General features: G+C 45.1%; 26 protein-coding genes and 1 other RNA gene. 9 read left to right on the top strand and 18 right to left on the bottom strand.

Annotated features, from left to right (window positions below; all coding sequences use genetic code 11):
• Positions 1-7 precede the first annotated feature (7 nt).
• From rlmD to recO, 4 genes are read right to left on the bottom strand one after another with little or no spacing between them, the layout of a single operon-like run.
• On the bottom strand, positions 8-1,339 hold the full coding sequence (rlmD, locus tag H8B19_RS13330) for a 23S rRNA (uracil(1939)-C(5))-methyltransferase RlmD (protein ID WP_186507389.1): 1,332 nt from the start codon (positions 1,337-1,339) through the stop codon (positions 8-10).
• Entirely contained in the window at positions 1,339-1,716 is a 378-nt protein-coding gene (acpS, locus tag H8B19_RS13325) for a holo-ACP synthase (protein ID WP_186507388.1), read from the bottom strand. Before acpS ends, rlmD begins: the two co-directional genes overlap by 1 nt.
• Positions 1,716-2,450: a pyridoxine 5'-phosphate synthase gene (gene pdxJ, locus H8B19_RS13320; protein ID WP_186507387.1), complete on the bottom strand. Its 735-nt coding sequence runs from the start codon at positions 2,448-2,450 to the stop codon at positions 1,716-1,718. Before pdxJ ends, acpS begins: the two co-directional genes overlap by 1 nt.
• A complete protein-coding gene (gene recO / locus H8B19_RS13315; protein WP_338401528.1) occupies positions 2,447-3,157 on the bottom strand; it encodes a DNA repair protein RecO in 711 nt (236 codons plus the stop codon). Before recO ends, pdxJ begins: the two co-directional genes overlap by 4 nt.
• 185 nt (positions 3,158-3,342) lie before the next feature.
• Between recO and rdgB the strand changes: the two genes are divergently transcribed.
• The 3 genes from rdgB to H8B19_RS13300 all read left to right on the top strand — a co-directional run bounded on the left by rdgB (position 3,343) and on the right by H8B19_RS13300 (position 5,546).
• The gene (gene rdgB, locus H8B19_RS13310) at positions 3,343-3,936 is read left to right on the top strand and encodes an RdgB/HAM1 family non-canonical purine NTP pyrophosphatase (RefSeq protein WP_186507386.1); all 594 of its coding nucleotides are present in this window, start codon (positions 3,343-3,345) and stop codon (positions 3,934-3,936) included.
• Positions 3,937-3,946: 10 nt separating this feature from the next.
• The gene (gene hemW / locus H8B19_RS13305; RefSeq protein ID WP_186507451.1) at positions 3,947-5,086 is read left to right on the top strand and encodes a radical SAM family heme chaperone HemW; all 1,140 of its coding nucleotides are present in this window, start codon (positions 3,947-3,949) and stop codon (positions 5,084-5,086) included.
• A 91-nt stretch (positions 5,087-5,177) separates the two neighbouring features.
• Positions 5,178-5,546: an iron chaperone gene (locus tag H8B19_RS13300; protein WP_186507385.1), complete on the top strand. Its 369-nt coding sequence runs from the start codon at positions 5,178-5,180 to the stop codon at positions 5,544-5,546.
• A 2-nt stretch (positions 5,547-5,548) separates the two neighbouring features.
• On the opposite strand, the gene H8B19_RS13295 is transcribed toward H8B19_RS13300, so the two are convergent.
• Genes H8B19_RS13295 through H8B19_RS13280 form a run of 4 tightly spaced genes read right to left on the bottom strand, consistent with a single transcriptional unit; the run spans position 5,549 to position 9,897 of the window.
• Positions 5,549-6,781, bottom strand: a complete 1,233-nt coding sequence (locus tag H8B19_RS13295) for an FAD-dependent monooxygenase (RefSeq protein ID WP_186507384.1) — start codon at positions 6,779-6,781, stop codon at positions 5,549-5,551.
• 3 nt (positions 6,782-6,784) lie between these two features.
• Positions 6,785-7,993, bottom strand: coding sequence for a 2-octaprenyl-6-methoxyphenyl hydroxylase (ubiH, locus tag H8B19_RS13290; RefSeq protein ID WP_186507383.1), 1,209 nt, complete (start codon positions 7,991-7,993; stop codon positions 6,785-6,787).
• The gene (pepP, locus tag H8B19_RS13285; protein WP_186507382.1) at positions 7,990-9,315 is read right to left on the bottom strand and encodes a Xaa-Pro aminopeptidase; all 1,326 of its coding nucleotides are present in this window, start codon (positions 9,313-9,315) and stop codon (positions 7,990-7,992) included. Before pepP ends, ubiH begins: the two co-directional genes overlap by 4 nt.
• 12 nt (positions 9,316-9,327) lie before the next feature.
• Complete coding sequence (locus H8B19_RS13280) at positions 9,328-9,897, bottom strand: UPF0149 family protein (RefSeq protein WP_186507381.1); 570 nt, start codon at positions 9,895-9,897, stop codon at positions 9,328-9,330.
• A gap of 188 nt (positions 9,898-10,085) precedes the next feature.
• Here H8B19_RS13280 and ssrS point away from each other — a divergent pair.
• From ssrS to serA, 4 genes are all read left to right on the top strand, one after another.
• A non-coding RNA gene (ssrS, locus tag H8B19_RS13275) (6S RNA) lies at positions 10,086-10,266 on the top strand.
• 40 nt (positions 10,267-10,306) lie between these two features.
• Positions 10,307-10,891 carry a 5-formyltetrahydrofolate cyclo-ligase gene (locus H8B19_RS13270; protein ID WP_186507380.1) on the top strand — a complete coding sequence of 195 codons (585 nt, stop codon included), beginning with the start codon at positions 10,307-10,309 and terminating at the stop codon, positions 10,889-10,891.
• Between the two features lie 86 nt (positions 10,892-10,977).
• Complete coding sequence (rpiA, locus tag H8B19_RS13265) at positions 10,978-11,634, top strand: ribose-5-phosphate isomerase RpiA (protein ID WP_186507379.1); 657 nt, start codon at positions 10,978-10,980, stop codon at positions 11,632-11,634.
• Between the two features lie 89 nt (positions 11,635-11,723).
• Positions 11,724-12,953: a phosphoglycerate dehydrogenase gene (gene serA / locus H8B19_RS13260; RefSeq protein WP_186507378.1), complete on the top strand. Its 1,230-nt coding sequence runs from the start codon at positions 11,724-11,726 to the stop codon at positions 12,951-12,953.
• A 52-nt stretch (positions 12,954-13,005) separates the two neighbouring features.
• Here the strand turns inward: serA and H8B19_RS13255 are convergent, their stop codons facing one another.
• Genes H8B19_RS13255 through dnaB form a run of 3 tightly spaced genes read right to left on the bottom strand, consistent with a single transcriptional unit; the run spans position 13,006 to position 17,399 of the window.
• Positions 13,006-14,949 carry a putative bifunctional diguanylate cyclase/phosphodiesterase gene (locus H8B19_RS13255; RefSeq protein WP_186507377.1) on the bottom strand — a complete coding sequence of 648 codons (1,944 nt, stop codon included), beginning with the start codon at positions 14,947-14,949 and terminating at the stop codon, positions 13,006-13,008.
• A gap of 56 nt (positions 14,950-15,005) precedes the next feature.
• Positions 15,006-15,992: a Gfo/Idh/MocA family oxidoreductase gene (locus H8B19_RS19255; RefSeq protein ID WP_186507376.1), complete on the bottom strand. Its 987-nt coding sequence runs from the start codon at positions 15,990-15,992 to the stop codon at positions 15,006-15,008.
• A gap of 18 nt (positions 15,993-16,010) precedes the next feature.
• Positions 16,011-17,399, bottom strand: a complete 1,389-nt coding sequence (dnaB, locus tag H8B19_RS13245) for a replicative DNA helicase (protein ID WP_186507375.1) — start codon at positions 17,397-17,399, stop codon at positions 16,011-16,013.
• 145 nt (positions 17,400-17,544) lie between these two features.
• On the opposite strand from dnaB, the gene H8B19_RS13240 reads away from it, so the two are divergent.
• Positions 17,545-18,087, top strand: a complete 543-nt coding sequence (locus H8B19_RS13240; RefSeq protein ID WP_186507374.1) for a DUF3833 domain-containing protein — start codon at positions 17,545-17,547, stop codon at positions 18,085-18,087.
• Positions 18,088-18,133: 46 nt separating this feature from the next.
• On the opposite strand, the gene H8B19_RS13235 is transcribed toward H8B19_RS13240, so the two are convergent.
• The 6 genes from H8B19_RS13235 to H8B19_RS13210 form a co-directional block, all read right to left on the bottom strand.
• Positions 18,134-19,078 (bottom strand): DUF4097 family beta strand repeat-containing protein, encoded by a 945-nt coding sequence (locus tag H8B19_RS13235; protein ID WP_186507373.1) that lies wholly within the window; start codon positions 19,076-19,078, stop codon positions 18,134-18,136.
• Positions 19,079-19,099: 21 nt separating this feature from the next.
• On the bottom strand, positions 19,100-19,576 hold the full coding sequence (locus H8B19_RS13230) for a hypothetical protein (RefSeq protein WP_186507372.1): 477 nt from the start codon (positions 19,574-19,576) through the stop codon (positions 19,100-19,102).
• Complete coding sequence (locus H8B19_RS13225) at positions 19,569-20,129, bottom strand: RNA polymerase sigma factor (RefSeq protein ID WP_186507371.1); 561 nt, start codon at positions 20,127-20,129, stop codon at positions 19,569-19,571. Before H8B19_RS13225 ends, H8B19_RS13230 begins: the two co-directional genes overlap by 8 nt.
• A gap of 183 nt (positions 20,130-20,312) precedes the next feature.
• Complete coding sequence (locus H8B19_RS13220; protein ID WP_186507370.1) at positions 20,313-20,735, bottom strand: organic hydroperoxide resistance protein; 423 nt, start codon at positions 20,733-20,735, stop codon at positions 20,313-20,315.
• Positions 20,736-20,860: 125 nt separating this feature from the next.
• Positions 20,861-21,295, bottom strand: coding sequence for a MarR family winged helix-turn-helix transcriptional regulator (locus tag H8B19_RS13215; RefSeq protein WP_186507369.1), 435 nt, complete (start codon positions 21,293-21,295; stop codon positions 20,861-20,863).
• Positions 21,296-21,352: 57 nt separating this feature from the next.
• Entirely contained in the window at positions 21,353-22,063 is a 711-nt protein-coding gene (locus H8B19_RS13210; protein ID WP_186507368.1) for an SIMPL domain-containing protein, read from the bottom strand.
• Between the two features lie 130 nt (positions 22,064-22,193).
• Here H8B19_RS13210 and H8B19_RS13205 point away from each other — a divergent pair, with 130 nt between their 5' ends.
• Positions 22,194-23,483 (top strand): MFS transporter, encoded by a 1,290-nt coding sequence (locus H8B19_RS13205; protein WP_186507367.1) that lies wholly within the window; start codon positions 22,194-22,196, stop codon positions 23,481-23,483.
• Positions 23,484-23,646: 163 nt separating this feature from the next.
• On the opposite strand, the gene rplI is transcribed toward H8B19_RS13205, so the two are convergent.
• Positions 23,647-24,099 (bottom strand): 50S ribosomal protein L9, encoded by a 453-nt coding sequence (gene rplI / locus H8B19_RS13200; RefSeq protein ID WP_186507366.1) that lies wholly within the window; start codon positions 24,097-24,099, stop codon positions 23,647-23,649.
• Positions 24,100-24,114: the final 15 nt, after the last annotated feature.

Below are 24,114 nucleotides of genomic sequence, written 5' to 3'. Positions count from 1 at the left end.
TGTGTGTTTAACCTCTTATAAATAACGCCATTAATTCGGTGTGCACCGTATGAGGAAACATATCAAGCAGGGAAATTTTGTCCAGCTGATATCCACCTTGTTTTAATTGTGTGATATCACGCGCAAAGGTTGCAGGATTACAACTCACATACACTATGCGCTGTGGATTGAGTTTGATTAAAGACGGCACCACATCACTGGCACCGGCACGCGCGGGATCGAGCAACACTTTACTAAAATCTGCGTGTGGTAATTTTTTAAGCCAGTCAACTTCAAATAAATCGGCCTGCACAAACCGGCAATTTTCGATCTGATTATGTGCAGCATTTTGCGCCGCGCGTTGCACCATGTTATCCACGCCTTCAACACCGATTACCGCTTTGGCGTGTTTAGCCAGTGGCAAACTGAAGTTGCCTAAACCACAAAATAAATCGAGCACGCTGTCATCAGGTTTTATATCTAGCCAATCACTAGCCTGATTAACCATAGCGCGATTCACTTCGCGATTAACCTGCACAAAATCGTCTGGCTGCACCACTAGTTCAGTACCGTCGTTTAATACGTAACTGGCGGGTTTCAATTCACCGGTTATAGATTCAAACTGTCCTTTTTGGCGTTCGATGAGCAATTCACAGTGGTTATTTTGGGCAAAGTCAGTAAGTAATGACTTATCTTTTACGTTTAAATCAGCGGTAATGCGCAGGCAAACCTGCAGCTGATTATCCGCATCAAACAGACTGATATGACCAAGTGACTTTTTATTGTTAAAGCGCAACATACAGGCTTTTAACGCTGGCAACAGCGTTTGCAAAGCTGGCGTTAACACCTGACATTCGCTGATATCAATAATGCGCTTGCTGTTTTCGGCGCGAAAACCCAGTTCAAATTTGCCATGTTGCGAATCTATGGCTAAGCGCGCTTTACGTCGATAACCGGTCGAGGATGAGCTTAAAGGCGCTTGCCAGTTCAGGCCATCAAAACCACTTTGACGTTTCACCAGTTCATCAACCGCAGTTTGCTTTAGCGTAAGCAACTGCTCACTATCTGCATGTTGGTTCTGACAACCTCCACACTCTTTAAAATGTGGGCAAAAGGGTTTAACCCGCGCCTCACTGGCCTTAACCACTTTAACGGTTTTACCGCGCCACAGATGTTTTTTCTGCTCATGGATCAGTACATCACATTGTTCGCCCGGCAACGCTTGTTCCACAAACACCACAGGTGAGTGTGAACGACACACCCCGACCCCATGATGATCAACGGTATCTATGCTTAAACTGCGTTTTAACGGGGTATTTTTTTTAGGACTTTTTTTCGGTGCCTTGAATATTTGAACCATTAAATTTCCAAAATTACCGTAGCGACGGCGTACGCCTGTTCATCTGAAATAGAAATATGTGACCGTGTGACACCTTGCTGCTCGCACCATTGCTGCATTTTGCCGTAAAACGCCAGATAAGGCTGACCTGATTCAAGGTTATGCACTTCCACATCGGTAAAACTCACACCGTTACCTATACCTAGTCCGGCCGCTTTTACTGCGGCTTCTTTGGCAGCAAAACGCTTTGCCAGAAAACGTGCCGGAAAATTATGCGAACTAAAACGCGCAAATTCGTTTTCGGTCAAAATGCGTTTTGCCAGACGGTTGGTTCTGGCAAGTTGTTGTTCTATGCGGGCGATTTCAACAATATCGGTGCCCATGCCGGCAATGGCCATTAAGCTCGTGCCTCTTGCATCAAGGCACGCATGTCCGCTACGGCTTTAGCCAGACCGTCAAAGGCTGCACGGGCAATAATCGCATGACCAATATTTAATTCGATGATCTGCTCAATCGCCGCAATCGGTTTAACGTTGTGATAATTCAAACCATGACCTGCATTCACTTTCAGGCCAATTGATACGGCATAGGTTACCGCCTCTTTAATGCGCTGCAATTCAGCATCTCGCTGTTTTTCATTTTCGGCTTCAGCATATGCGCCGGTGTGAATTTCAATAAACTCGGCACCACACTGGCGCGCAGCATGAATTTGCTGATTATCCGGATCAATAAACAACGATACGATAGTGCCGTTATCCGCCAGGGCTTTACAGGCATGAGTAATGGCTTCGATATTACCTACTACATTTAAGCCACCTTCAGTGGTTAGCTCTTCGCGTTTTTCCGGCACCAAACAACAAAACGCGGGTTTGGTTTTAAGGGCAATTTTCAGCATTTCATCGGTGACGGCCATTTCCAGATTCATGCGGGTTTGAATGGTCTGACTTAACAAATTCACATCACGATCAGTAATATGGCGTCTGTCTTCGCGCAAATGTACAGTAATGCCGTCAGCACCGGCACGTTCCGCAATTTCTGCAGCGTGCACTGGATCTGGAAAGCTGGTTCCACGCGCGTTACGCAAGGTCGCGATATGATCGATGTTTACACCCAGTAAAATGTCTTGTTTCAACTGTTTTCCCTCATAAATAATTCGCGGCTTTTTAACGGCTTACTGCCTAAAAGCGGTTGTAATGCCATACGGCATAATAATTTAGCGGCGCTCATGCTGGATGCCGTCCAGTCAAAACCGGCCACGGCCAGTAAATCAGCCCCAATAAACACATGTTTAAGCTGCTGGGTGGCATAAACCGGCACAAATCCCTGTTCGGCAATCCATTGATAGGTTCCATCGGGCGCAATGGCGTTTTGTGTGGCATCAGCACTAAAGTCAAAGCCGTAACCCAAATCCTGTAATAAATTAAGCTCAAATTCACGCAGTACCGGCTCTAAATCATTACCAGCTGCCAGTTGCAGTAAACTTTGCTGATAATGCTCAAACAACTCATCACAAGGGTAGTCACTTAATAACAGGCGATTAAGCAATTCATTTAAATAAAGGCCGCAATACAGACTTTTACCTTGCAGATTAATACTGCGCCCCACAGACTCACATGCGGCCAGATTCTTCAGTTGGTGCTTGCCGTAAAATTGCAGCTCCACCGGCTGAAAAGGCTGTAGCAAACTCTTCAGTCCGCTTTTAGCGCTGCGCACGCCTTTAGCCACAAAACTGACTTTGCCCTGCCCGACACAAAACGCATCCACCAGATAACTGGTTTCGCGGTATTCACGTTTATGCAAAATAAACGCGCGGCTGGGTGAATCTGAATTCAATGACACTGTCTGTTAATTTGAGCGTAAATAATGCTGCCTAGTATATCGTAAGTTACTGCTGCAAAAATTAAAAAATCTGGCAGGACTGGCGCTAAACTTTCGACAATTTCACTTCAGCGCATTACCATGGCGCCCCATTTGAGCGCTCGGTTACAATTAATCATCATCAGGCGCGATATCCGGAGATAACCATGACCCAACAAATCGTCCTTGCCAGTGGAAATCAGGGCAAGGTCAATGAATTATGCGCGATGCTGGCACCACTTAATTTAGAGGTCTTGCCACAAAGTCACTTCAATGTTGAAGAGGTACCCGAAACCGGCACTACCTTTGTGGAAAACGCGATTATCAAAGCTCGTCATGCTGCCAAAATAACTGGCTTGCCCGCCATTGCCGATGACTCTGGATTAGTCGTGAGCGCATTAAATGGCGCGCCGGGTATTTATTCAGCGCGTTATGCCGGAAGCGATGCCAATGACGGCAGTAATATTGATAAGCTGTTAAGCAATATGCACAACATCGAAAATCGCGATGCCTATTTTATTTGTGTGCTGGTGTATATGCGCCACGCGGATGACCCAACGCCGATTATTTGTGAAGGACGCTGGCACGGCACTATTACCCACGAGCGCCATGGTGATGGCGGTTTTGGTTATGACCCGGTTTTTTGGGTGAGTGAGCTTAACTGCAGCTCTGCGGAACTTAGCAAAGCCGACAAAAATGCGATTAGCCATCGCGGACTGGCATTAAAACAATTGCTGACCAGCCTGACACAGGAAAAATAAGGTGAGCGAAATGCAATTGCCGCCCTTATCACTTTACATCCACATTCCCTGGTGTGTACAAAAATGTCCCTACTGTGATTTTAATTCCCATGGACAAAAAAGTGACTTGCCTGAGACGGAATATATTGCGCATTTACTCGATGACTTAGCCGAAGAGGCAAAATTAGTTGGTCAACGCGAGGTGATCAGCATCTTTTTTGGCGGTGGTACACCCAGCTTGTTTTCCGCCGAGAGTATAGCTCACATTCTGACAGGGGTGGCCGAGCGGGTTAATTTGCACCAAGACGCAGAAATCACCTTAGAGGCCAATCCAGGCACGGTTGAAACCGGCAAATTTAATGGCTTTCAACAAGCGGGCGTTAATCGTATTTCGATTGGTGTACAAAGTTTTCAGCAGGACAAACTCAAAGCGCTGGGACGTATTCATGATGCACAGCAAGCGCAGCGCGCAGCAGGTTTTGCCAAAGCCGCTAACTTGCGTAGTTTTAATCTGGATTTAATGCACGGCCTGCCGGATCAATCACTTGATAACGCACTGTTTGATCTCAAAACCGCAATTGCCCAGCAACCACCGCATTTGTCCTGGTATCAGTTAACCATTGAACCTAATACCTTGTTTGCGTCTAAACCACCGGTATTACCCGAAGACGATGTATTGTGGGAGATTCAGCAACAAGGGCACGAATTACTTAATGCGGCAGGTTATCAGCAATACGAAATATCCGGTTACAGCCAGTCCGGGCATCAGTGCCAGCACAATTTAAACTACTGGCGTTATGGCGATTACATCGGCATTGGCTGCGGTGCCCATGGCAAAATCACTTATGCCGATGGACGCATTGAACGACGGGTAAAAGTCAAACATCCCAAAGGTTATATGGATTTAGCCAAGCCTTATTTATCTGAAAACACGTTAGTTGCCGATGAAGACAAACCCTTTGAATTTATGATGAACCGCTTGCGTCTGGTTGAGCCCTGTCCACTCGAGCACTATGAGCTGTTTACTGGCCTTGAACTAGCAGACTATGGCCTGGCTAAAAACCTTCAGCAGGCAGCAGATAAAGGCTTAATTGAACTTACACCACAAATTGTTCAGGTTACCCAACTAGGGCGTCGCTATCTTAATAGTTTACTGGAAATGCTGGTTTAATCCTGAGTTGAATATGGTGAGCTAAATAGCATTGAACATGCAAAAAGCTCACTTTATATTGAGCTAACTTTCGCAAATTCAGGAAGAAGATATGCCAGATAAATCCAGCACCGTACAGCAATATATCGCCAGCAAACCAGCGCTTGCTCAACAACGGCTTAACGAGTTAAGAGCCTGTTTACTGGCAGCCAATCCTAATGCGGTTGATGAATTAAAATGGGGAAAACCGGCTTTAGTGGATGATGGGATTTTGTATGTGTATGCCGCCTTCACTAAACATATCAGCCTGCATCCTACCCCATCGGTTATCGATGCGTTTAAGGATCAATTACAGGCCTATACGCTATCGGGCAATACCGTTCAATTTCCATTGAATACGGCCATTCCAGAGCAATTAGTCACTGAAATGGCCGGATTACGTATGATACAAAAAACCGAACAAGGCATTGGCTGGAAATAGAATTAGCTGACTATTGAAGCTGGTCTTGCCAGCCCCGGCAATTCGCCATCTAAACCAGCGGCCTGTTGCATAAAGGGTTGTTTTAACATCGGCAAGTGATAGGTTAAACGCATACCGACACCACGCAATGTTTTGAGGATTGGGTCGGCATTGCCAAACAAACCTTTAAACCCCTGCATCGCCGCAATCATTTTTGCCGCTTCGGTTTTACGCCAGCGCTCATAACCCCGTAATAAACTTAACTGGCCAATATCTTTGCCTGTCTGGTGCGCATTCGCGACCACCTCGGCTAGCGCTGCCGCGTCCATAAAACCTAAATTTGCGCCCTGACCGGCGAGCGGATGAATGGTATGTGCCGCATCACCAATTAAGGTTAAACGCTCCTTACTCCAGCGCCTGACATAACGCATGGTGAGCGGGAAGCTCACGCGCTCACTTTGCACTTCACACAAGCCCGCTTGCATATCAAAACTGGCCGACAGTTCTTGATTAAATTCGTTATCAGACAACGATAATAAACGCTGCGCATGTTCGCTGGTTTGTGACCACACAATCGAACATAAATCAGATTTCCAAAGTGGCAACAATGCCAAAGGACCACGAGGGCTGAAAACTTGTCGTGCGTTATTATTGTGCGGCAACTGGGTTTTGATAGTCGCGACTATCGCCTGATGACCATAATCTTTGAAGGTTAATGGCAAATTAGCCTGCTGACGTAGCCAGGAGTTTGCACCATCAGCCCCCACAATCAGCTTACAGGTTAAGTTGTCACCGTTCTCGAGGCTGACATAAACCTCATGTTCACTGCTGTCGAACTGGCGAATTTTTTGCGATGAGATGATCTCAATATGGCTATGCTGTTCAGCCTGTTGCCACAAGGCATGCCGCAACACATCATTCTCGACAATAGTGCCCAAATGGGGGTGTTTTAACTGATGATGGGCAAACTCAATCCTGGCAAAACTGTCTTGCTCCCATACCTGCATGCTTTGATACGCCTGACTGCGGTAATTAATCACTTGCTGCCAGATACCCAGATTTTCAAATACACGTTGACTGGCCAGATTAATCGCACTGACTCTTAGGGATGGCGTGTCGCTCTCAACAAAATGATTTTCACCCGCATCAATCAAAACAATCTTAAGTGGATTTTCATCACACAATTTCACCAGACTTAATGCCAGTGTGAGTCCGGTCATGCCTGCACCAACAATGGCGACATCAAAACGTTGCATGGATTATTGTCTCTTCATACTGATTGAGGGGGATAGAAATCCCATCGCCTGATCAGCCAGCGCTGATTTGAGCGAAGGAAATGCATTTAGTAATGACAAGCCGATATTGCGTGACATCACCAACGGAAAATCATGATTCGAGAATATTCGAACTAATGAATCGGTGAGGCCAATCACCCGCTGATGATCGGGTTTACGCGCCTGATGATAACGATGTAACAACGAAAATTCGCCACAATCCTGCTTATTTGAACAGGCTTGCGCCAGTAAATAAGCCAGCACTTCGACATCGCGCAATCCTAAGTTAAAACCTTGGCCGGCGATAGGATGCAAGGTATGACTGGCATTGCCAATTAATACCGCACGATGCAAAGGCTGTTCACAAGCACGGGTTAATGACAAAGGATAAGCGTAACGCTGGCTGACGGCTTTAAATAAACCTAAATCGTAACCAAAGGCCTGTTGTAACTCAGTTAAAAATTGCGCATCCGGCATGTCCAGCATGGCTTGCTGCTGATCTCTGGCCACCGTCCATACCAAAGAGCAGGTATTGCCCGCTCTCGGTAACAACGCCAGTGGACCTTTTTGCGTAAAACGCTCATACGCAATGTGTCGATGAGGCTGGCTCATTTCCACATTGGCAATAATTGCTGATTGGTGATAATCGTCGCTTTGGTAATCCGCTTTTAACAAAGATGCGGTAGTGGATTTAGCGCCATCGGCCACCACCAGCAATCCAGCGCTAATCGCTGCACCTGATTGCAGACTAATCTCAACCTTGTCTGCATATTGGGTTAAGGATTCGATGCTATCCGGGCAAAACCAGTGTAATTGTTGTGGCGACTGCTGCTGCAATAGCTGATGTAATTGCTCACCTAGCGGATGTAAATCCACCACAAACCCAAGTGCATCCAGTTGTTGTTCTTTAGCATCTAACCAGCACTGGCCAGCAAAGCCCTTATCGGTAACTTTAATTTTTTGAATTGCCGTGCCTAAATCTGCAATATCGAGCCCCAGGCCCGTTAGCACTTCCTGCGTATGTTTAGCCAAAGCGATAGAACGCGCATCAAAACCGGGATGCAGTTGATCAGCCTGATAGATTTTTGCTTCGACAATGGCAACACTGAGCTCAGTTTGCTGACAAAGAGCCAGCGCCAGCGTTAAACCAACGGTGCCACCACCGGCAATCACCACATCAAATTCAGATGTCATGCCAGCTGCTCTCCCCAGCGTTTTTCCATTAAGGTTTCAATATCAACAATGCTCTTGGGTGCGGCCTGGGTAAGATTAATATGCCCCTCATCGGTCACCAACAAATTGTCTTCGATACGAATACCGATACCACGCCATTTGGCATCAACTTCCGCGGTTTGACTGATATAAATGCCAGGCTCTATGGTTAGCACCATGCCGGGCTTTAACGGGCGATTATCACCATTCACTTTATAACTGCCAACATCATGCACATCCAGGCCAAGCCAGTGACCAATGCCGTGCATAAAAAAGTCACGATAACTTTGCTGCTCAATATTGTCTTGCAGCTCACCAGATAAAATACCTAAATCGAGCAACCCCTGAGTAATAATCTTAACCGCGGCTTCACTGGCATTAACCATAGTGCTATCAGGTTTTACCTGCTCAAAAGCCGCTTGCTGGGCACTCAGTACCAGTTGATACAGTTCCTTTTGTTCGGGTGTAAACCGACCATTTACCGGAAAGGTTCGCGTGATATCGGCGGCATAACCCTGATATTCAGCACCGGCATCAATTAATACCAAATCACCGTTTTTAAGCTCGCTGTCGTTGTTGGTGTAATGCAAAATGCAGGCGTTACCACCACTACCAACAATGGTGCTATAGGCTGGATACCTGGCACCGTGACTGGCAAATTCATGCAAAATATCCGCTTCCAACTGATACTCCATTTTGCCCGCCTGACTGGATTGCATCGCGCGTTGATGCGCTAACACCGAAATATCCGCCGCTTTTTGCATGAGGGCGATTTCATGCTGATCTTTAATCAGGCGCATGTCATCTAACATCGGGCGCCAGTCCTCAATTTGCGTTGGTGCCGACATGCCCTGACGTGCCGCTTGTTGCAACATATCCAGACAGGAAAAAATCAGTTCGTCAGCTTCGTTATCCACGCCGCGCACATAATACAAACGTGATTTTTGATTGAGTAATTCAGATAGCTGTTCTTCGAACTGTTCCAGCGCATCAGCGGCTTCAATGCCGAGTTGGATCTCCGCCTGCTCCGGCCCCAAGCGAATGCCTTGCCAGATTTCTGCCTGTGGGTCTTTATCACGGCAATACAAAATATGCTGTTCGTGCTCATCGCTATTGGATAACACCAGCCAGGCATCTGGCTCGTTAAAGCCAGTCAGATAATAAAAATAACTATCCTGCCGAAAAGGGTATTCAGTATCGCGGCTACGCGTCACTTCGCGTGCAGCCGGAATAATCATCACACTGTTTGCAGCCAGCTGCCCGATAACGCGCTGACGACGTTCAAAAAATACAGACTTATCCATCTAAGTTCCGAATTAATGAATGGTTTTTGGGGTGGCCTGTTCCTGATCTGCGCTTTGACCCAGTTCGTTAAAACACAACATGGCTGAGATGCGCACATATTCCATCACTTCACTTAACGCCTGTTCAGATTCTTCGTCTTCCGACATTTCATCGTCCATGCGGCTGATTTCAGAAAAATCTTCCAGCGCTTCTTTTACATCAGCTGAGCATTTGGTTAAGTCAGCCTGATGCAGACCAAATCCCAGCATAAAGCCCTGGATCCAGTTAATTAATGCACGACCACGCTCGTTAATGGGTGCAGCGTCGTCAGGTAAAATCAAAGATAATGCAAATTCAGCTTCTACTAATTGCTGACAATTTTGTTGTTGGATATCACTGATCACGTTCACAATCTCATTCGAAAGTGCAGCTCCCTGATTGGTAAAATCGGCCAAAGAGGCTTTCCAGTCCTGGCTTTCCAATGGCATTCCACCTGCCAGCATACCCACTAAAATACCCTGCACTTCGGCGGCATCGGTGCTTATGTTATTACGTTGCAACAACGCGGTTAACGATTCAAAAATTTCACTAGCAGTTTTCAATTAAATATCCTGAGGACGCTATCACAAGCCGTTGTAATTTATATTGTTTAACAAATACACGACAAGCATTCAGCAAAGTTCAAAAATTTGGCTTATCCTATCATTTTGGCTAATTAACAGCTAATTGAAATACGCAATAACAGTTTGTCCTTTTGCCTTAGGTCAAGAACTGTTAGCATGCGCGCTATGGTCTCCTGGGATGTTTGCTAGTTCAGTCATGTCCCTGCCGATGCTTTTTACCAAGGAAGTTGATTCGGTTGTTTTTGTGCAAGCTCGACTCGTATCGAGAAGCCTGCGGCAACGATGATACCTCCGCCCTGAACTTTTCGGTTCACGGGCAAACCTGGACGGCGGCATTTTGGGAGCCTACCCTCATTCTGATTTTTACGCACAGGATGCACCAGCTCAGATGAATCAAACTCCGGCACAACTTCGTCAGCATTTTCGCCAACAGCGCAGGCAGCTCTCTGCTGATGAACAAACCATCGCCAGTGTTAGTCTGCTCAAGCAAATTCAAACGCATCAATTAATAGATAACGATGCAATGGTGGCCTTATATCTGGCAAACGATGGCGAGATTGATCCAATCAACGTCATTCACTATTGCTGGCAACACAACATCCGCGTGTGTTTGCCGGTATTACATCCAGTTTGCCAGGGGCACTTGTCGTTCCAGAGCTATACGCCAGATACAAGCATGGCGAATAATCGTTTTGGCATTGCAGAGCCCACCTGGGATTGCCGTGATGTCGTGCCACTATCGGACATAGATTACATATTTACCCCACTGGTCGCGTTTGATAAATCAGGCAATCGTTTAGGCATGGGAGGCGGCTTTTATGACCGCACCCTTGCACCATTAAAATCCAGGCAATTTAAAACAAAATTGTATGGTTTAGCCCATGAATGCCAGCAGAGTGAGCAGCTTGCTACCCAACCATGGGATGTTCCTCTGCACGCCATCATTACCCCCAGTCAGTTGATCCGCGCCTAAGTAAAATTGTGTGATGGTTGCGCTTTAGCCACACCCGGTTTTGGGCTACTCTATGCGCCACATATACTGGCTAACCGGACACTCATATGACACAGGACGAACTCAAACGTCAGGTAGCGCAAGCCGCTATCGAATATATTGAAGATGACAGCATAATTGGCGTCGGCACAGGCTCAACGGTCAATCACTTTATCGAAGCGCTTGAAGCTGTGAAACACAAAATTAAAGGTGCTGTTTCCAGCTCAGAGGCGTCCACCGAAAAACTCAAAGCCATGGGCATTGAAGTTATGGATTTAAACTTTGTGGGTGACTTTGATGTTTATGTGGATGGTGCCGATGAAATTACTCAGCATAAACACATGATAAAAGGTGGTGGCGCCGCCCTTACCCGCGAAAAAATCGTCGCGGCAGTGGCCAGAAAATTCATCTGTATTATCGATGACTCCAAACAAGTTGATGTATTAGGTGAATTCCCTTTACCGGTTGAAGTGATCCCCATGGCCCGTTCTTATGTGGCACGTGAAATCGTTAAACTCGGAGGCGATCCCGTATGGCGTGAAGGTGTAATAACCGATAACGGCAACGTCATTTTGGACGTATATAATCTGCAAATCATCGATCCCCCGACACTGGAAAAAACACTGAACAATATTGTTGGAGTGGTGACCAATGGTATTTTTGCCAATCGCGGAGCGGATGTGGTGTTGGTAGGATCACAAAATGGTGTACAAACCCTCAAATAAAACTTTGTCGGGTACTTTTCAAGCGAATTATAGTTTGGTATTTTAGACGTCTAGATGTCTTTTACCCTTAATCACGGAAACCAAAACCAATGAGCAATGTGTCACTGCCAAAAGATAAAATTAAGATCCTGTTACTTGAAGGTTTACACCAAAGCTCGCTGGAGACTTTAAAATCGAATGGCTACACCAACATTGAATACTTAAAGACATCTTTACCTGAAGATGAGCTGATTGAAAAAATTCAGGATGTGCATTTTATCGGTATTCGCTCACGCACTCATTTATCAGAGGCGGTGATCAATGCGGCACAAAAACTGGTGGCGATTGGCTGCTTCTGCATAGGAACCAATCAGGTAGATTTAGCCGCAGCACAAACACGTGGTATTCCGGTATTTAATGCGCCATTTTCCAACACCCGTTCGGTTGCTGAACTGGTGTTGGGCGAAATCCTGTTATTACTGCGTGGCATTCCTGAAAAAAATGCCAAAGCTCACAGAGGTGAGTGGGATAAAAGTGCCAATGGCTCGTATGAAGCACGTGGCAAAACCCTGGGCATTATCGGTTATGGTCATATTGGAACGCAGCTGAGTATTCTGGCTGAACATATGGGCATGCGGGTGCAGTTCTACGATATTGAAGACAAACTGGTACTGGGTAATTCCACACAGGTTAAAAGCCTGAATGAATTACTCAAAACATCAGATGTGGTGTCTTTACATGTTCCGGAAACCCCTCAAACCAAGAATATGATTGGTGCAGCTGAACTGGATACCATGAAACAGGGAGCGATTTTAATTAATGCTTCCCGTGGTACCGTAGTGGATATTGATGCTCTGGCCGAAGCACTGCGTGAAAAGAAAATCAGCGGCGCCGCTATTGATGTATTCCCGGTTGAGCCCAAATCCAACAATGAGGAATTTGAGTCCGTATTGCGTGAATTCGATAACGTTATTTTAAGTCCTCATGTAGGTGGCAGCACACAGGAAGCACAACAAAATATCGGCATTGAAGTAGCAGGGAAACTGGCGAAATACAGCGACAATGGCTCAACTCTGTCGGCGGTTAACTTCCCGGAAGTATCACTACCAAGTCATGGTGGCAGCACACGTTTATTACATATTCACAAAAATATTCCGGGTGTTTTGAATCAAATCAACCGCTCTTTTGCAGATAAAGAAATCAACATTGCAGCTCAGTATCTGAATACCAATGAAAACATTGGTTACGTGGTGATTGATATTGAAAGTGATGACGGTGATGAGGCGCTGGCGCAGTTAAATCATATAGATGGCACCATTAAAACCCGTATTCTGCTTTAACAGACCAACTAAATTTCGTCCTGTAAAAAAGCCGGTTTACATGCCGGTTTTTTTATGTGGAAAGTTTAACCTGCCCTTGCAAGCGAATTTCAGCTTCAAGTAACTCAGTAAAATCAGTAGCAGGCATAGCCTTACCAAAATAATCCCCCTGACCAATCTGACAGCCCATTTTGGCCAGCGTAGTGGCAATCTCAATGTTTTCAATGCCTTCCGCTACAGACACCCGGTTCAGATCGTCACACAAACTAAGAATGGCGCGAATAATTGCCTGATCGCCTTTATCGCTGACCAAATGAGTGACAAATGCCTTATCTGCTTTGATGCGATCCACATCCAGTTTTTTCACATAGGCCAGACTGGACAGACCGGTACCAAAATCATCAATCGATATCTGTACACCGAGCGCGGATAACCGATGGAACAACTTACGTGTACGTTCGATATCGCTCACCACCGCATTCTCGGTTAATTCCAGCTCCAGTGCACTGGCGGGCAACTGGTATTTACGTAATTTTTCCTCAATAAAATTTAGTAACTGCGGATCGTTTAAATTGTAAGGTGACACGTTAACTGACACTGGAAATTCAAATCCCATTTGTCGCCAACGGGCATTCTGCTCCAGCGCATGCTCAATAATATAACGGGTAAAATCATTGACTAACCCACTGCATTCCACCACATCAATAAATTTATCTGGAAACAATAACCCCAGTTCAGGGTGTTGCCAGCGAACAAGCACTTCGCAACCCACAATGGCATTGGTTTTTAAACACACCTGAGGTTGGTAATACAATACCATTTGTTCCAGAAACAGCGCCTTGCGCAATCCTGCAGTCAGTTTTAGACGCTCGACCGTGCCGGCATCCTGTGCCGGATCAAAATGCGCCAGACCAAGACGATTGCGTTTAGCACTATACATGGCAATATCGGCACGGCTTATCAGCGCTTCAGATGAAGTACCATGCAGTGGAAAAGTAGAAATACCAATACTTAAACTAACTTCCAGATAAATACCATCGATATTAACCGGTTGCTGTACCTGATTAATCAGGTGTCTGGCCAGTAACTCGGCTTTTTCAGCACCTTTAACCGGTAACCAGATAGCAAACTCATCACCGCCAAAACGTGCCAGCATGTCATCGTTATCTAATAAGGTGGCAAATTCCTTACTCAGACGTTTCAGTAACACATCACCACAGGCATGCCCTAATGCATCATTCACTTCTTTAAAGCGATTAATATCAATGAGCAATAACGACGCCTGATGTTGCTGAATATGGTTGGCATCACGAGAAATCTGATGCGCAATATATTCGTTAATCTGAGACAAAAGATAATCGCGGTTATAACAGCCAGTCAGGGTATCATGAGAGGTTCTGTATTCCAGCGCAGAACTAAAAGCGCTGTGCTGCCGCGAAATCAGCATGGCGATCGCCAGCGCACCAATAATGGCCAGACAACTGGTAAATATAACCGTAAACCAGATATCAGCCGCCGCACTGTTTAAACGAAGAGCCAGCTCTGTATTCTGTTTGACTAACAGTACACTTAATCCTGAGGAAGGCTCAGACGCCAGTGCCCAAACAAAGCGGTTTTCCCCACTGTTTAACCAGCCACTGTTATTATCAGAAGTCTGTTTTAACTCATCCAGAGAACTGGATTCGAGGCTGATGGGAGCACCGTGCTGGCGTTGATATATGATGTCACCATTTAGCGATACCCGAAGCTGGTAATCCCGTTGCAACAGATTATCCGGCAACGTCAGTTGGTGGGGCTGGATACGCTCATGAGAAAAAGCATACTGCACTTGTTGCAGTATCATCTGACTTTGCTCGGCGGTGGCACGTTGCGCTACCTCCTGACTCACATCTGAGGTCAGTCGGTAGGCGACATAGCTAAACAGGGTCGCAATCAATACCGCGACCACAGAGCAAATCACCAGTAACTGGAAACGAATCCTTCTACTTGATAGCGCAATCGACTTACGTCGGTACATGACTCCATCCATGTTTTGGTTATTGTAGTGCCGTCTGAATACATCCTTACGGCAGTTTAACTGTGCTCCAGCTCACCATAATCCAGTTCAATTTGCCGACGAATTTCATCCATCACCTGCATATTAGCAAGGGTATCGGTGATCGGCATAACGTTTGAGTATGTTTCGTTATTTTTAATACAGCGTTGCACTTCCTGTATCTGATATTCAAAACCATTAACGGCATGAGGCAAGTCCATACATATCGTTTTATCGTCATTTGTCAGGGTAACTTTATGCCCCGCCCAAAACATTTGCTGTAATTCAATGGTGCCCTTACTGCCTTGTAACAACAGATAATTACTCGAGTGCGCTTCCATGGCTGTCGTAAACTGTGCCATAACACCATTGGTATAACGCATATTGGTCATCAGAATATTATCAACACCCGTATGCCCTATTTTCGCCATAGCACCTATATTGACCGGATTGGCTTTAGCAAACCACTGGCTGAGGTTAACTGAATAAATGCCCAGATCGAGCAAGGCGCCACCCGCCAGCGCTTTATTAAAGGTACGATGCTCGTCCCCTTTATCAAAAGCAAAACAAATGCTTGAATCAATCGCACGAAGCTCGCCAATTTCACCTTGTATCAACCAGTCCATGGCCTGCTGACAAGACGGTAAAAAGCGGCTCCATACCGCTTCCATTACAAATAAATTTTTTTGTGCAGCCAGGTCGGCAATTTTTTGTGCTTGTGCTGCGTTCATGCAAATCGGCTTTTCAATTAACAAATGTTTACCGGCATGCAGGCACATCATGGCTTGTTCAAAGTGGAAATTATGTGGCGTCGCAATATAGATAACATCAATGCCACCATCTTCAACCAGCGCGGAATATTGCGTGTAATATCGCTCAGCTGCAAATTGCGCGGCAAACTCACTGGCCCTTTGTTCGTTACGACTGGCTACGGCAATTAGCTTTCCGTCAGTGCCTTGTGTTAACGCAGTTGCAAAACGATGGGCAATTCTGCCCGGGCCGAGTATTCCCCAATTTAAAGACACTCCAACTCCTTAATTTTATTATTCGTCGTCGTAAGCCGGTCCAACATAATTATCAAAGCGTGAAAACTGCCCCTGGAAGGTAAGGCGCACAGTACCAATAGGACCGTTACGTTGCTTTCCGATAATAATTTCTGCGATACCTTTTAATTCGCTGTTTTCGTGATACACCTCATCACGATAAATAAACATAATTAAGTCGGCATCCTGCTCGATAGAACCAGACTCACGCAAATCTGAGTTAACCGGACGTTTGTCTGCGCGCTGCTCCAGGCTCCGGTTTAGCTGCGAAAGTGCTACCACAGGAACTTGTAACTCTTTGGCCAGGGCTTTTAACGAACGGGATATTTCAGCAATTTCCAATGTACGGTTATCACTTAAAGCCGGCACCTGCATTAACTGCAGATAATCGACCATAATCATTGCAATTCCCCCCCGCTCCCGTGCCAGTTTTCTGGCCCGGGTTCTCACTTCCATGGGGGTTAAACCGGATGAATCATCCACATACAGATTATCTTTTTCCTTGAGCATGCTCATGGTATTGGAAATACGCGCCCAGTCTTCATCGTCAAGCTGCGCGGTACGAATACGGGTTTGATCCACCCGGCTCAATGACGCCAGCATCCTCATCATAATTTGTTCAGATGGCATCTCTAAACTGAATACCAGAACAGGTTTATCTTCACCCATCATGGCATTTTCACACAAGTTCATGGCGAAAGTGGTTTTACCCATTGATGGACGAGCCGCGACAATAATTAAGTCAGACGGCTGTAATCCACTGGTTTTCTTGTCTAAATCGTTATACCCCGTGGAAACCCCGGTGACTTCCTTTTGGTTTTTAACCAGCTCTTCAAGTTTATTGATGGTTTTTTCCAGTACCGTAGTGACACCTTGCGGACCATCATTTGCTCCGGTACGCTTTTCAGCAATTTCAAAAACTTTACTTTCAGCTAAATCGAGAATTTCGTTGGCTGTGCGCCCTTGAGGATTAAAACTGGTATCAGCAATGTGATTCGCCACACCAATCAATTCGCGGCTAATGGCCCGTTCTTTAATAATTTTGGCGTAGGCTTCAACGTTGGCTGCACTGGGGGTATTTTTTGCCAGTTCCCCCAAATATGCCAGGCCACCCGCCTCTTCCAGCTCCTCATTATTTTCCAGATGCTGGGAAACGGTGATCACGTCAATCGGCTGGCTTTCGGTCAGCAATACCAAAATCGCCCGATAGATAATTTTGTGAGAGCGGTTGTAGAAATCTTCCTCGATAACAATCTCAGCAACCTTATCCCATGAATCAGGTGCGATCATCATACTACCCAGTACAGATTGTTCAGCCTCAATCGAGTGAGGCGGAACTTTGAGTTTCTCTACTTTTTCATCTTTATACTGGTTGGATACTACTTTCACTGGGATCTCGTTCTAACAATGCATTAGTCACATTATGCGGCAAAGCCCCACGCTAAATAAAGCCTTATCAAAAAAAATGACTCCCAGATTGATCCTAAGTTAGCGCGGTTACGTAGACTCAATACGTTTACTGCCGGAGAAAGTAATGAAATACATCGCTGCTATCAGCCTGCTTTTGCTGACATCCTGCTCAGCTTCGTTACAGGATTATCGTAATACAACACCTGATTTTGACATCAAACGTTACTTTAGTGGCTCTTTAACAGCATGGGGTTTAGTGCAGGATTATAGTGGCAAACAGGTGCGGCGTTTTTGTGTCGAGATCAATGGTCATTGGAATAACAATCAAGGCACATTAGAAGAACAGTTTTATTATCATGATGGTGAACAACAACAGCGTATATGGCAACTTACAGTGAGCCCTGATGATCAGGTAAGTGGCACAGCCAGTGACGTTATCGGTGTCGCCAAAGGAAGCAGCAATGGAAATGCCTTTAACTGGCACTACCAATTGCAGGTTCCGCTCAATGACAGTACCTATACTTTTAACATGGATGACTGGATGTTCCAGCTGGATAAAAACCGGTTGTTTAATCGCACTTATATGAAAAAACTGGGAATGACGGTTGCGGAAATTTCGATTTTTTTTGATAAAACCACTTCAAATCAGGGCTGTAATCCAACATAACAAAAACCCGCCGAGGCGGGTTTTTGCTTTTAGGGAAAATGTTATTTTATCTGGAGCTTAGTTTTACCCGGCCATGTACCGTGGATATTTCAACCCGGCCATTACCATTACCGGTAGAAAAGGTTAACCAGCGGCCCGGACCATATTTGTTTTTCTGCATTTTGTCGCTGGTGATTTCATTATGAATATTACCGCCAGCGTGCCCCTGCACTTCAAAACGCGCGGCCACATCTTTTTGGAAATTCAGATTAATAGAGCCCCCCACCGATGACGCTTCCACTTCACCACCGGGTAATAATTCCATACTGGCATCCACCCGGCCGTTAACGGTGCTGACGGTGAACTGGCTCACTTTACCCAAATTGGCTTCGATTTCACCATTAACCGTTCCCACCTCGACATCCTCACCGTCAGACGTTACAAAAATATCACCGTTAACCGCGTTATATTCTTCACGTTTAGCGCCTTTGCTGTTGGAGTTAATACGGCCATTAACAGTTTCCAGCTTAATTTCTCTGGCACGGATATTATCTGCATCAATTTTACCATTCACTGTGGTCAGCTTTACTTTGCCGGCTAATTGTGTGGCTTTAATGTCACCATTAACCGTTTCCACTTCTGTGCGGCTGCTTAGCTCACTCACTTCAACATCAGCATTAAAGGTCGTAAAAGACAATTTACTGTTTTTAGGCACAAAAACTTCAACATCATCTTTACTGTCCCGGTCTGGTGAACTGCCATGGGGGAAACGCAGTTTAAAAATTATCTGACTGCCATCACGCTCAAAGATCAAATCACGCGCTTTGTCATCAATTTCTCCACTGATCTTAACCTGAGGGTTATCCCAGCCGACTAATTTAACCTGACCTGTCAGATTTTCGATTTGTACATAACCATCGGGGTCGGCATCCAGACTCTTATCAATTTGCTGACCTGCCAACGCCACCGCACTGCATAAACTTGCCAGAGTAAATACGATTAACTTTTTCATTTTCAACTCCTTCCCCTTAGGTTAGATACGTTGCCAGCCAGGGGCATGAACTTTTTCGACTAAATCAATTTGTTGCTGATAAACCTGTTGCAGCATTTTCAGTAACGCCGGGTTATTCGGATCTTTCGCCAGCGCTTGTTTGATTGCATCGGCTGCGCGGTCTAATTCATCTAATTGCTGCTGCCAGTCATTGGTTAAAGCAGGGGCATCAGCATAAGTAACCAGTAACCCCTGCATTTGTTGCTGATGCTGCTGGGTTAGCGTTTGAACCAATTGCGGTGAATTATCGGCGACGATATCCGATTTCAAACCTAACCAGCCAACCAGACCGACAACCATGACACTGGCAGCGATTGCCAGATAGGGCTTTTTTTTAGTGGTATGCTGTTCAGACAACGCCACTTCAATACCGGTCCACAAATCACGTTGTGGCTGCATATTTTTGTCCAGCTGGTCTATTTTATTTCTGAGATCTTGCTCAAACTGTTGATTACTCATAGCCCATCCACTCTTTTAATAACTGTTTTGCACGATGATATTGTGCCTTACTCGACCCCACCGCCATGTTGGTCATTGATGCAATTTCCTCGTGCCGGTAACCTTCGATGGCATGCAATACAAAAACAATTCGTGCACGTTCCGGCAATCGCTTTACGTACTCATCTAAATCAACGTCTCCCGCACTACCCTCGGCTTCGGTGTTAATTGCATCTGTGTCTTCAATATGAAACATGCGTTGCAGCCAGCCACGTTGTTTACGTAAATAACTAATAGCGATGTTAGCCGTGACGCTGTGTAACCAGGTGGAGAACTTGCTATCCCCCCGATAATTTTCCAGTTTTTTCCATAACTGAATAAAGACCTCCTGACTGGCGTCTTCGGCTAAAGGTCCATCTCCCATCAGACGGAAACACAAGCTGTAAACCATGCCAATATATTTCTGGTACAGAGTCTGAAAAGCTTGTTTGTCACCGCCGCGCGCTGCATTAATCAGGCGCGTTTCCTGATCAAATTTGGCTTCAGCTTCAATAACATTGGTTGCTAAGGTCAAAATTTTTCATCACATTGCTAAGACTTGAAACATAAGTCGCAGGGTAAAACACAAAGGTTTAAATCGAAAATAAAAATAATTAAAAATATTTTTAACTCAGATATTTAGCAGGCAACGATATAGTTTAAGAAAGGAAATAAAAGCAAGCAGAGCAGGATTGCTCTGCTTATTGATTGAACTTAATTATTTAATATTAGTTGTAATATCGATATTACCACGAGTGGCATTGGAATAAGGGCACACCTGATGCGCATCTTCTACCAATTTATTAGCAATGTCGGTTTCAATCCCAGGCAAATCAACCAGCAAATCAGCGCTAATTGCAAAGCCAGGTCCCTTGTCATTTTTACCAATCCCAATTTTGGCGGTAACAGCTAAATCACCTGGTAACGTGACTTTTTGCTGACCTGCTACAAACTTAAGCGCACCAATAAAACACGCAGAGTACCCTGCTGCAAATAATTGTTCCGGGTTAGTGCCTTCACCACCCGCACCACCTAACTCTTTAGGTGTACTTAACGAAACATCAAAACGATTATCGTCTGAAATAGAGCGCCCATCACGGCCGCCAGTTGAGGTTACAGTTGCAGAATATAATGCTTGCATGGATCAGCTCCTTAATATGATTAAGTTATCGCAAAATTAGTTACTGCGATAACATTTAAATTAAAAATAAAGCCCGCTTAACAGGCTAAATTTATATTATCGCGATAACTATTATCACGCAAGCATTATTTACTAATCTGATTTTTTAAACTTACCAATTTGTTTTTAAGCTCTGTCAATTCAGCGACATCAGTACCACAGGCTTCAAATACACATTGATTTACCATCAACGCCTGCTGCTTTAGTGCTTCACCCTTCGACGTGAGCTCGATACTCAGAGTACGATCATTCTCCACCCCTCTCTTACGCTGTACTAACCCATCAGCCTCCATGCGTTTAATTACAGGTGTAAGTGAACCGGACTTTTGTCCCAGTTGATTGGCAATATCTTTAAGACTACGGGCATCCTGCTCCCACAATATCAGTAAGATAGTGTACTGAGGATAGGTTAGCCCAAGCTTTTCCAAATGAGGTTTGTATAGTTGCGTCATCGCCAGAGAGGCTGAATAAAGCGCAAAACACAGTTGATTGTCCAATAATAATCGCTGATCAGCATTCATAAATTAACCACTCAAATAATTATCACGATAATATTTTGCGCATATGATGCTTTCGCGTCAATCGGATAAATAATATTCCACAGTGGAAACAACCCTGACTTTTTTGATATGAGGATTATTTTTATCACGCGCGCTGATACTAAACTGTCCTTGTGATGCTCTTTTAATTTTACCCAGTTTACTGTTGGAATCACTGGCAAACTTTTGTGCCACTTCACGCGCCTGACGGGTGGCTTCTTCCACCATCGCAGGTTTAATATCATTAAGGCCGGTAAACAGATATTCGGTTTGCCCCATATACCCACCGCCGGTAAACACTATTCCGGCTTTACCTAATTCCGATAATTGATTCATCACTGCACGCACTTTATCAATCCCGGCGGAATACACTGTGACAGATTGCATCGCGGTATAGCGATAAGCAACTCCATTGTTATTGCCATAAGCCTGTGCTGATTTATCGGTAATGGCGGGGGCTGAATAACTAATATCATTTGCCGCCACCCCGTGCTTTTGCAAAAAATCACCAATCTGTTGAGACTGACTTTCAATACTGGCGTAAAGAGAAGACAAATCATTGTCGGCGACGGTGAACTGAATCGGCCAGATTACAATGTTAGCGGCCACCTCGCGTTCAGATAACCCTTTTACAGTTACCGTTCGCTCCAGCTGTTTTATATCCATTAACGCCTGCCCAACAGTTAACCCTAATGCTGCAAAGGCAATGACGGCAAAAATACCTAAAATACCCGCGCTTGATCTTGTCATCGAATATCCAAATTTAATTTTGATAGTGAATGTGGAAACTATTGTGCCACAAACAAACTGAACCGTAGATAACTTGCACTTAGTCAGCTTAACGATAATATAAAACCATCTTTACCTCGTAGCTTTCTGTATGAATTCATTACCCGAACCCTTGCACCAGCTTATTGGTGATGAAGAAGACGCGCGTGCATGCAAGGATATTGAAAAAAAGCAATGCGACAATCAGCCGCGTAATTATTTACTGATTTTACTTGCTCAGTTATTCACTAAACTCGCGGACAGTTTTGCCAGTGCCAAGGTGGTATTACCCTTTGCCATGAACGCAGCTGGCGTTCCAGTATTTTTATCTGGCTTGCTGGTGCCCATTCGCGAGTCCGGCTCTCTTTTACCTCAGTTATTTATTGGTGGCTGGGTAAGACGCTTCCCTCTTCGAAAAACTTTTTTCAGTTCAGGATGCATATTACAAGCCCTGAGTATTAGTGGCATCGCTTTAAGCCTGTCGCTGCTTTCCGGCATGATTGCCGGAGTGTGTAGCCTACTTCTACTTATGCTGTTCAGTTTAGCGCGCGGCTTATGTTCAGTTGCATCCAAGGATGTGCTGGGTAAGACCATCAGCAAAGGAAAGCGAGGCAATCTTACCGGCACCAGTGCCAGCCTGGCAGGACTGGTTAGTATTGTATTTGCCATTACCCTGATGTATTCAAATGACTGGTTAACTAATAGCAGTGTTTTATTACTCACTGCGGCGATTTGCTGGTTAACGGGTGCTGTTATCTACCAACTGATTCTTGAAAATAAGGGCGATACCACAGGCGGTAAAAATGGCTTTAAATTAGCCATTGATAATTTGTCCTTACTGAAACAACACCCTCAGTTACGTCAGTTTGTACTGGTGCGCAGCTTATTAATGAGCTCCGCCTTAAGCTCGCCTTATTTTATATTAAGCAATGGTAGTGACGATTTTTACCAATTAGGCCTGTATATGTTACTGGCAGGCATTGCCAGTTTTGTCAGTGGGCGTTTGTGGGGTAATCTGGCTGATAAATCGTCCCGTATGTTGTTATTGATCACAGCCCTTTGCACCTGTGTTATTTGCGCCGCTGGCGCAACAATTAGCTATATTTCACCTGGCTGGCAATCCGGTATATTTGCCATTTTATTTTTATTAATGTCGATTACCCATCAGGGAGTACGTGTTGCCCGTAAAACCTACGTGGTGGATATGGCAGAGGGGAATCAACGCACCGATTTTGTGTCGTTAAGCAACAGTATTATTGGCGTAGTATTACTGGTTTTTGGTGCACTAACAGCAATGGTGGCACAATTTTCACAAACAGGATTATTTATTTTGTTTGCACTGAGTGCATTGCTGGCGCTTTACCAAGGTAGAAAACTACCCGATGTATCCAGAGCGTGCTGATCTTTGCGGTATATTTTTGACTAAATCCATTAAGCCTGCAAATCTGCGTCACGATTAAAAAGCGTTAAGTGAGAACAAAACTCGTACAGCAAAGATCAGCATGCTCGAATCACAGGCATAAAAAAACCTCCCGTTGGGAGGTTTTTTAAATCAGAAATTCTGATTAAGCTTCAGCAATAACAACAACGTTAATTGTTGCTACAACGTCAGAATGTAACTGAATATCCAAAGCGTGAGTACCTGTTTCACGGATAGTACCGTTAGGCATTTTCACTTCAGCTTTAGTCACTTCAACGCCAGCCGCAGTAATGGCATCAGCCACGTCACGCGTACCAACAGAACCGAACAATTTACCTTCGTCACCAGCAGGTGCAGCGATAGTTACTTCAGCCAGTTCAGTAATTTTAGCAGCACGAGCTTCAGCAGCAGCCAGAACGTCAGCTAATTTAGCTTCCAGTTCAGCGCGACGCTGTTCGAATTTTTCAACGTTGTCTTTGGTTGCAGGAACTGCTTTACCCTGAGGGAAAAGAAAGTTACGTGCATAACCAGCTTTAACAGCTACCTGGTCACCCAGTCCGCCTAAATTGGCGACTTTGTCTAGTAGAATGATATCCATCTTGCTACCTCTTCT

It is taken from the genome of Neptunicella marina, assembly GCF_014270035.1.
Lineage (GTDB): Bacteria > Pseudomonadota > Gammaproteobacteria > Enterobacterales > Alteromonadaceae > Neptunicella > Neptunicella marina.
This window is presented reverse-complemented; position numbering and strand designations above follow the sequence as displayed.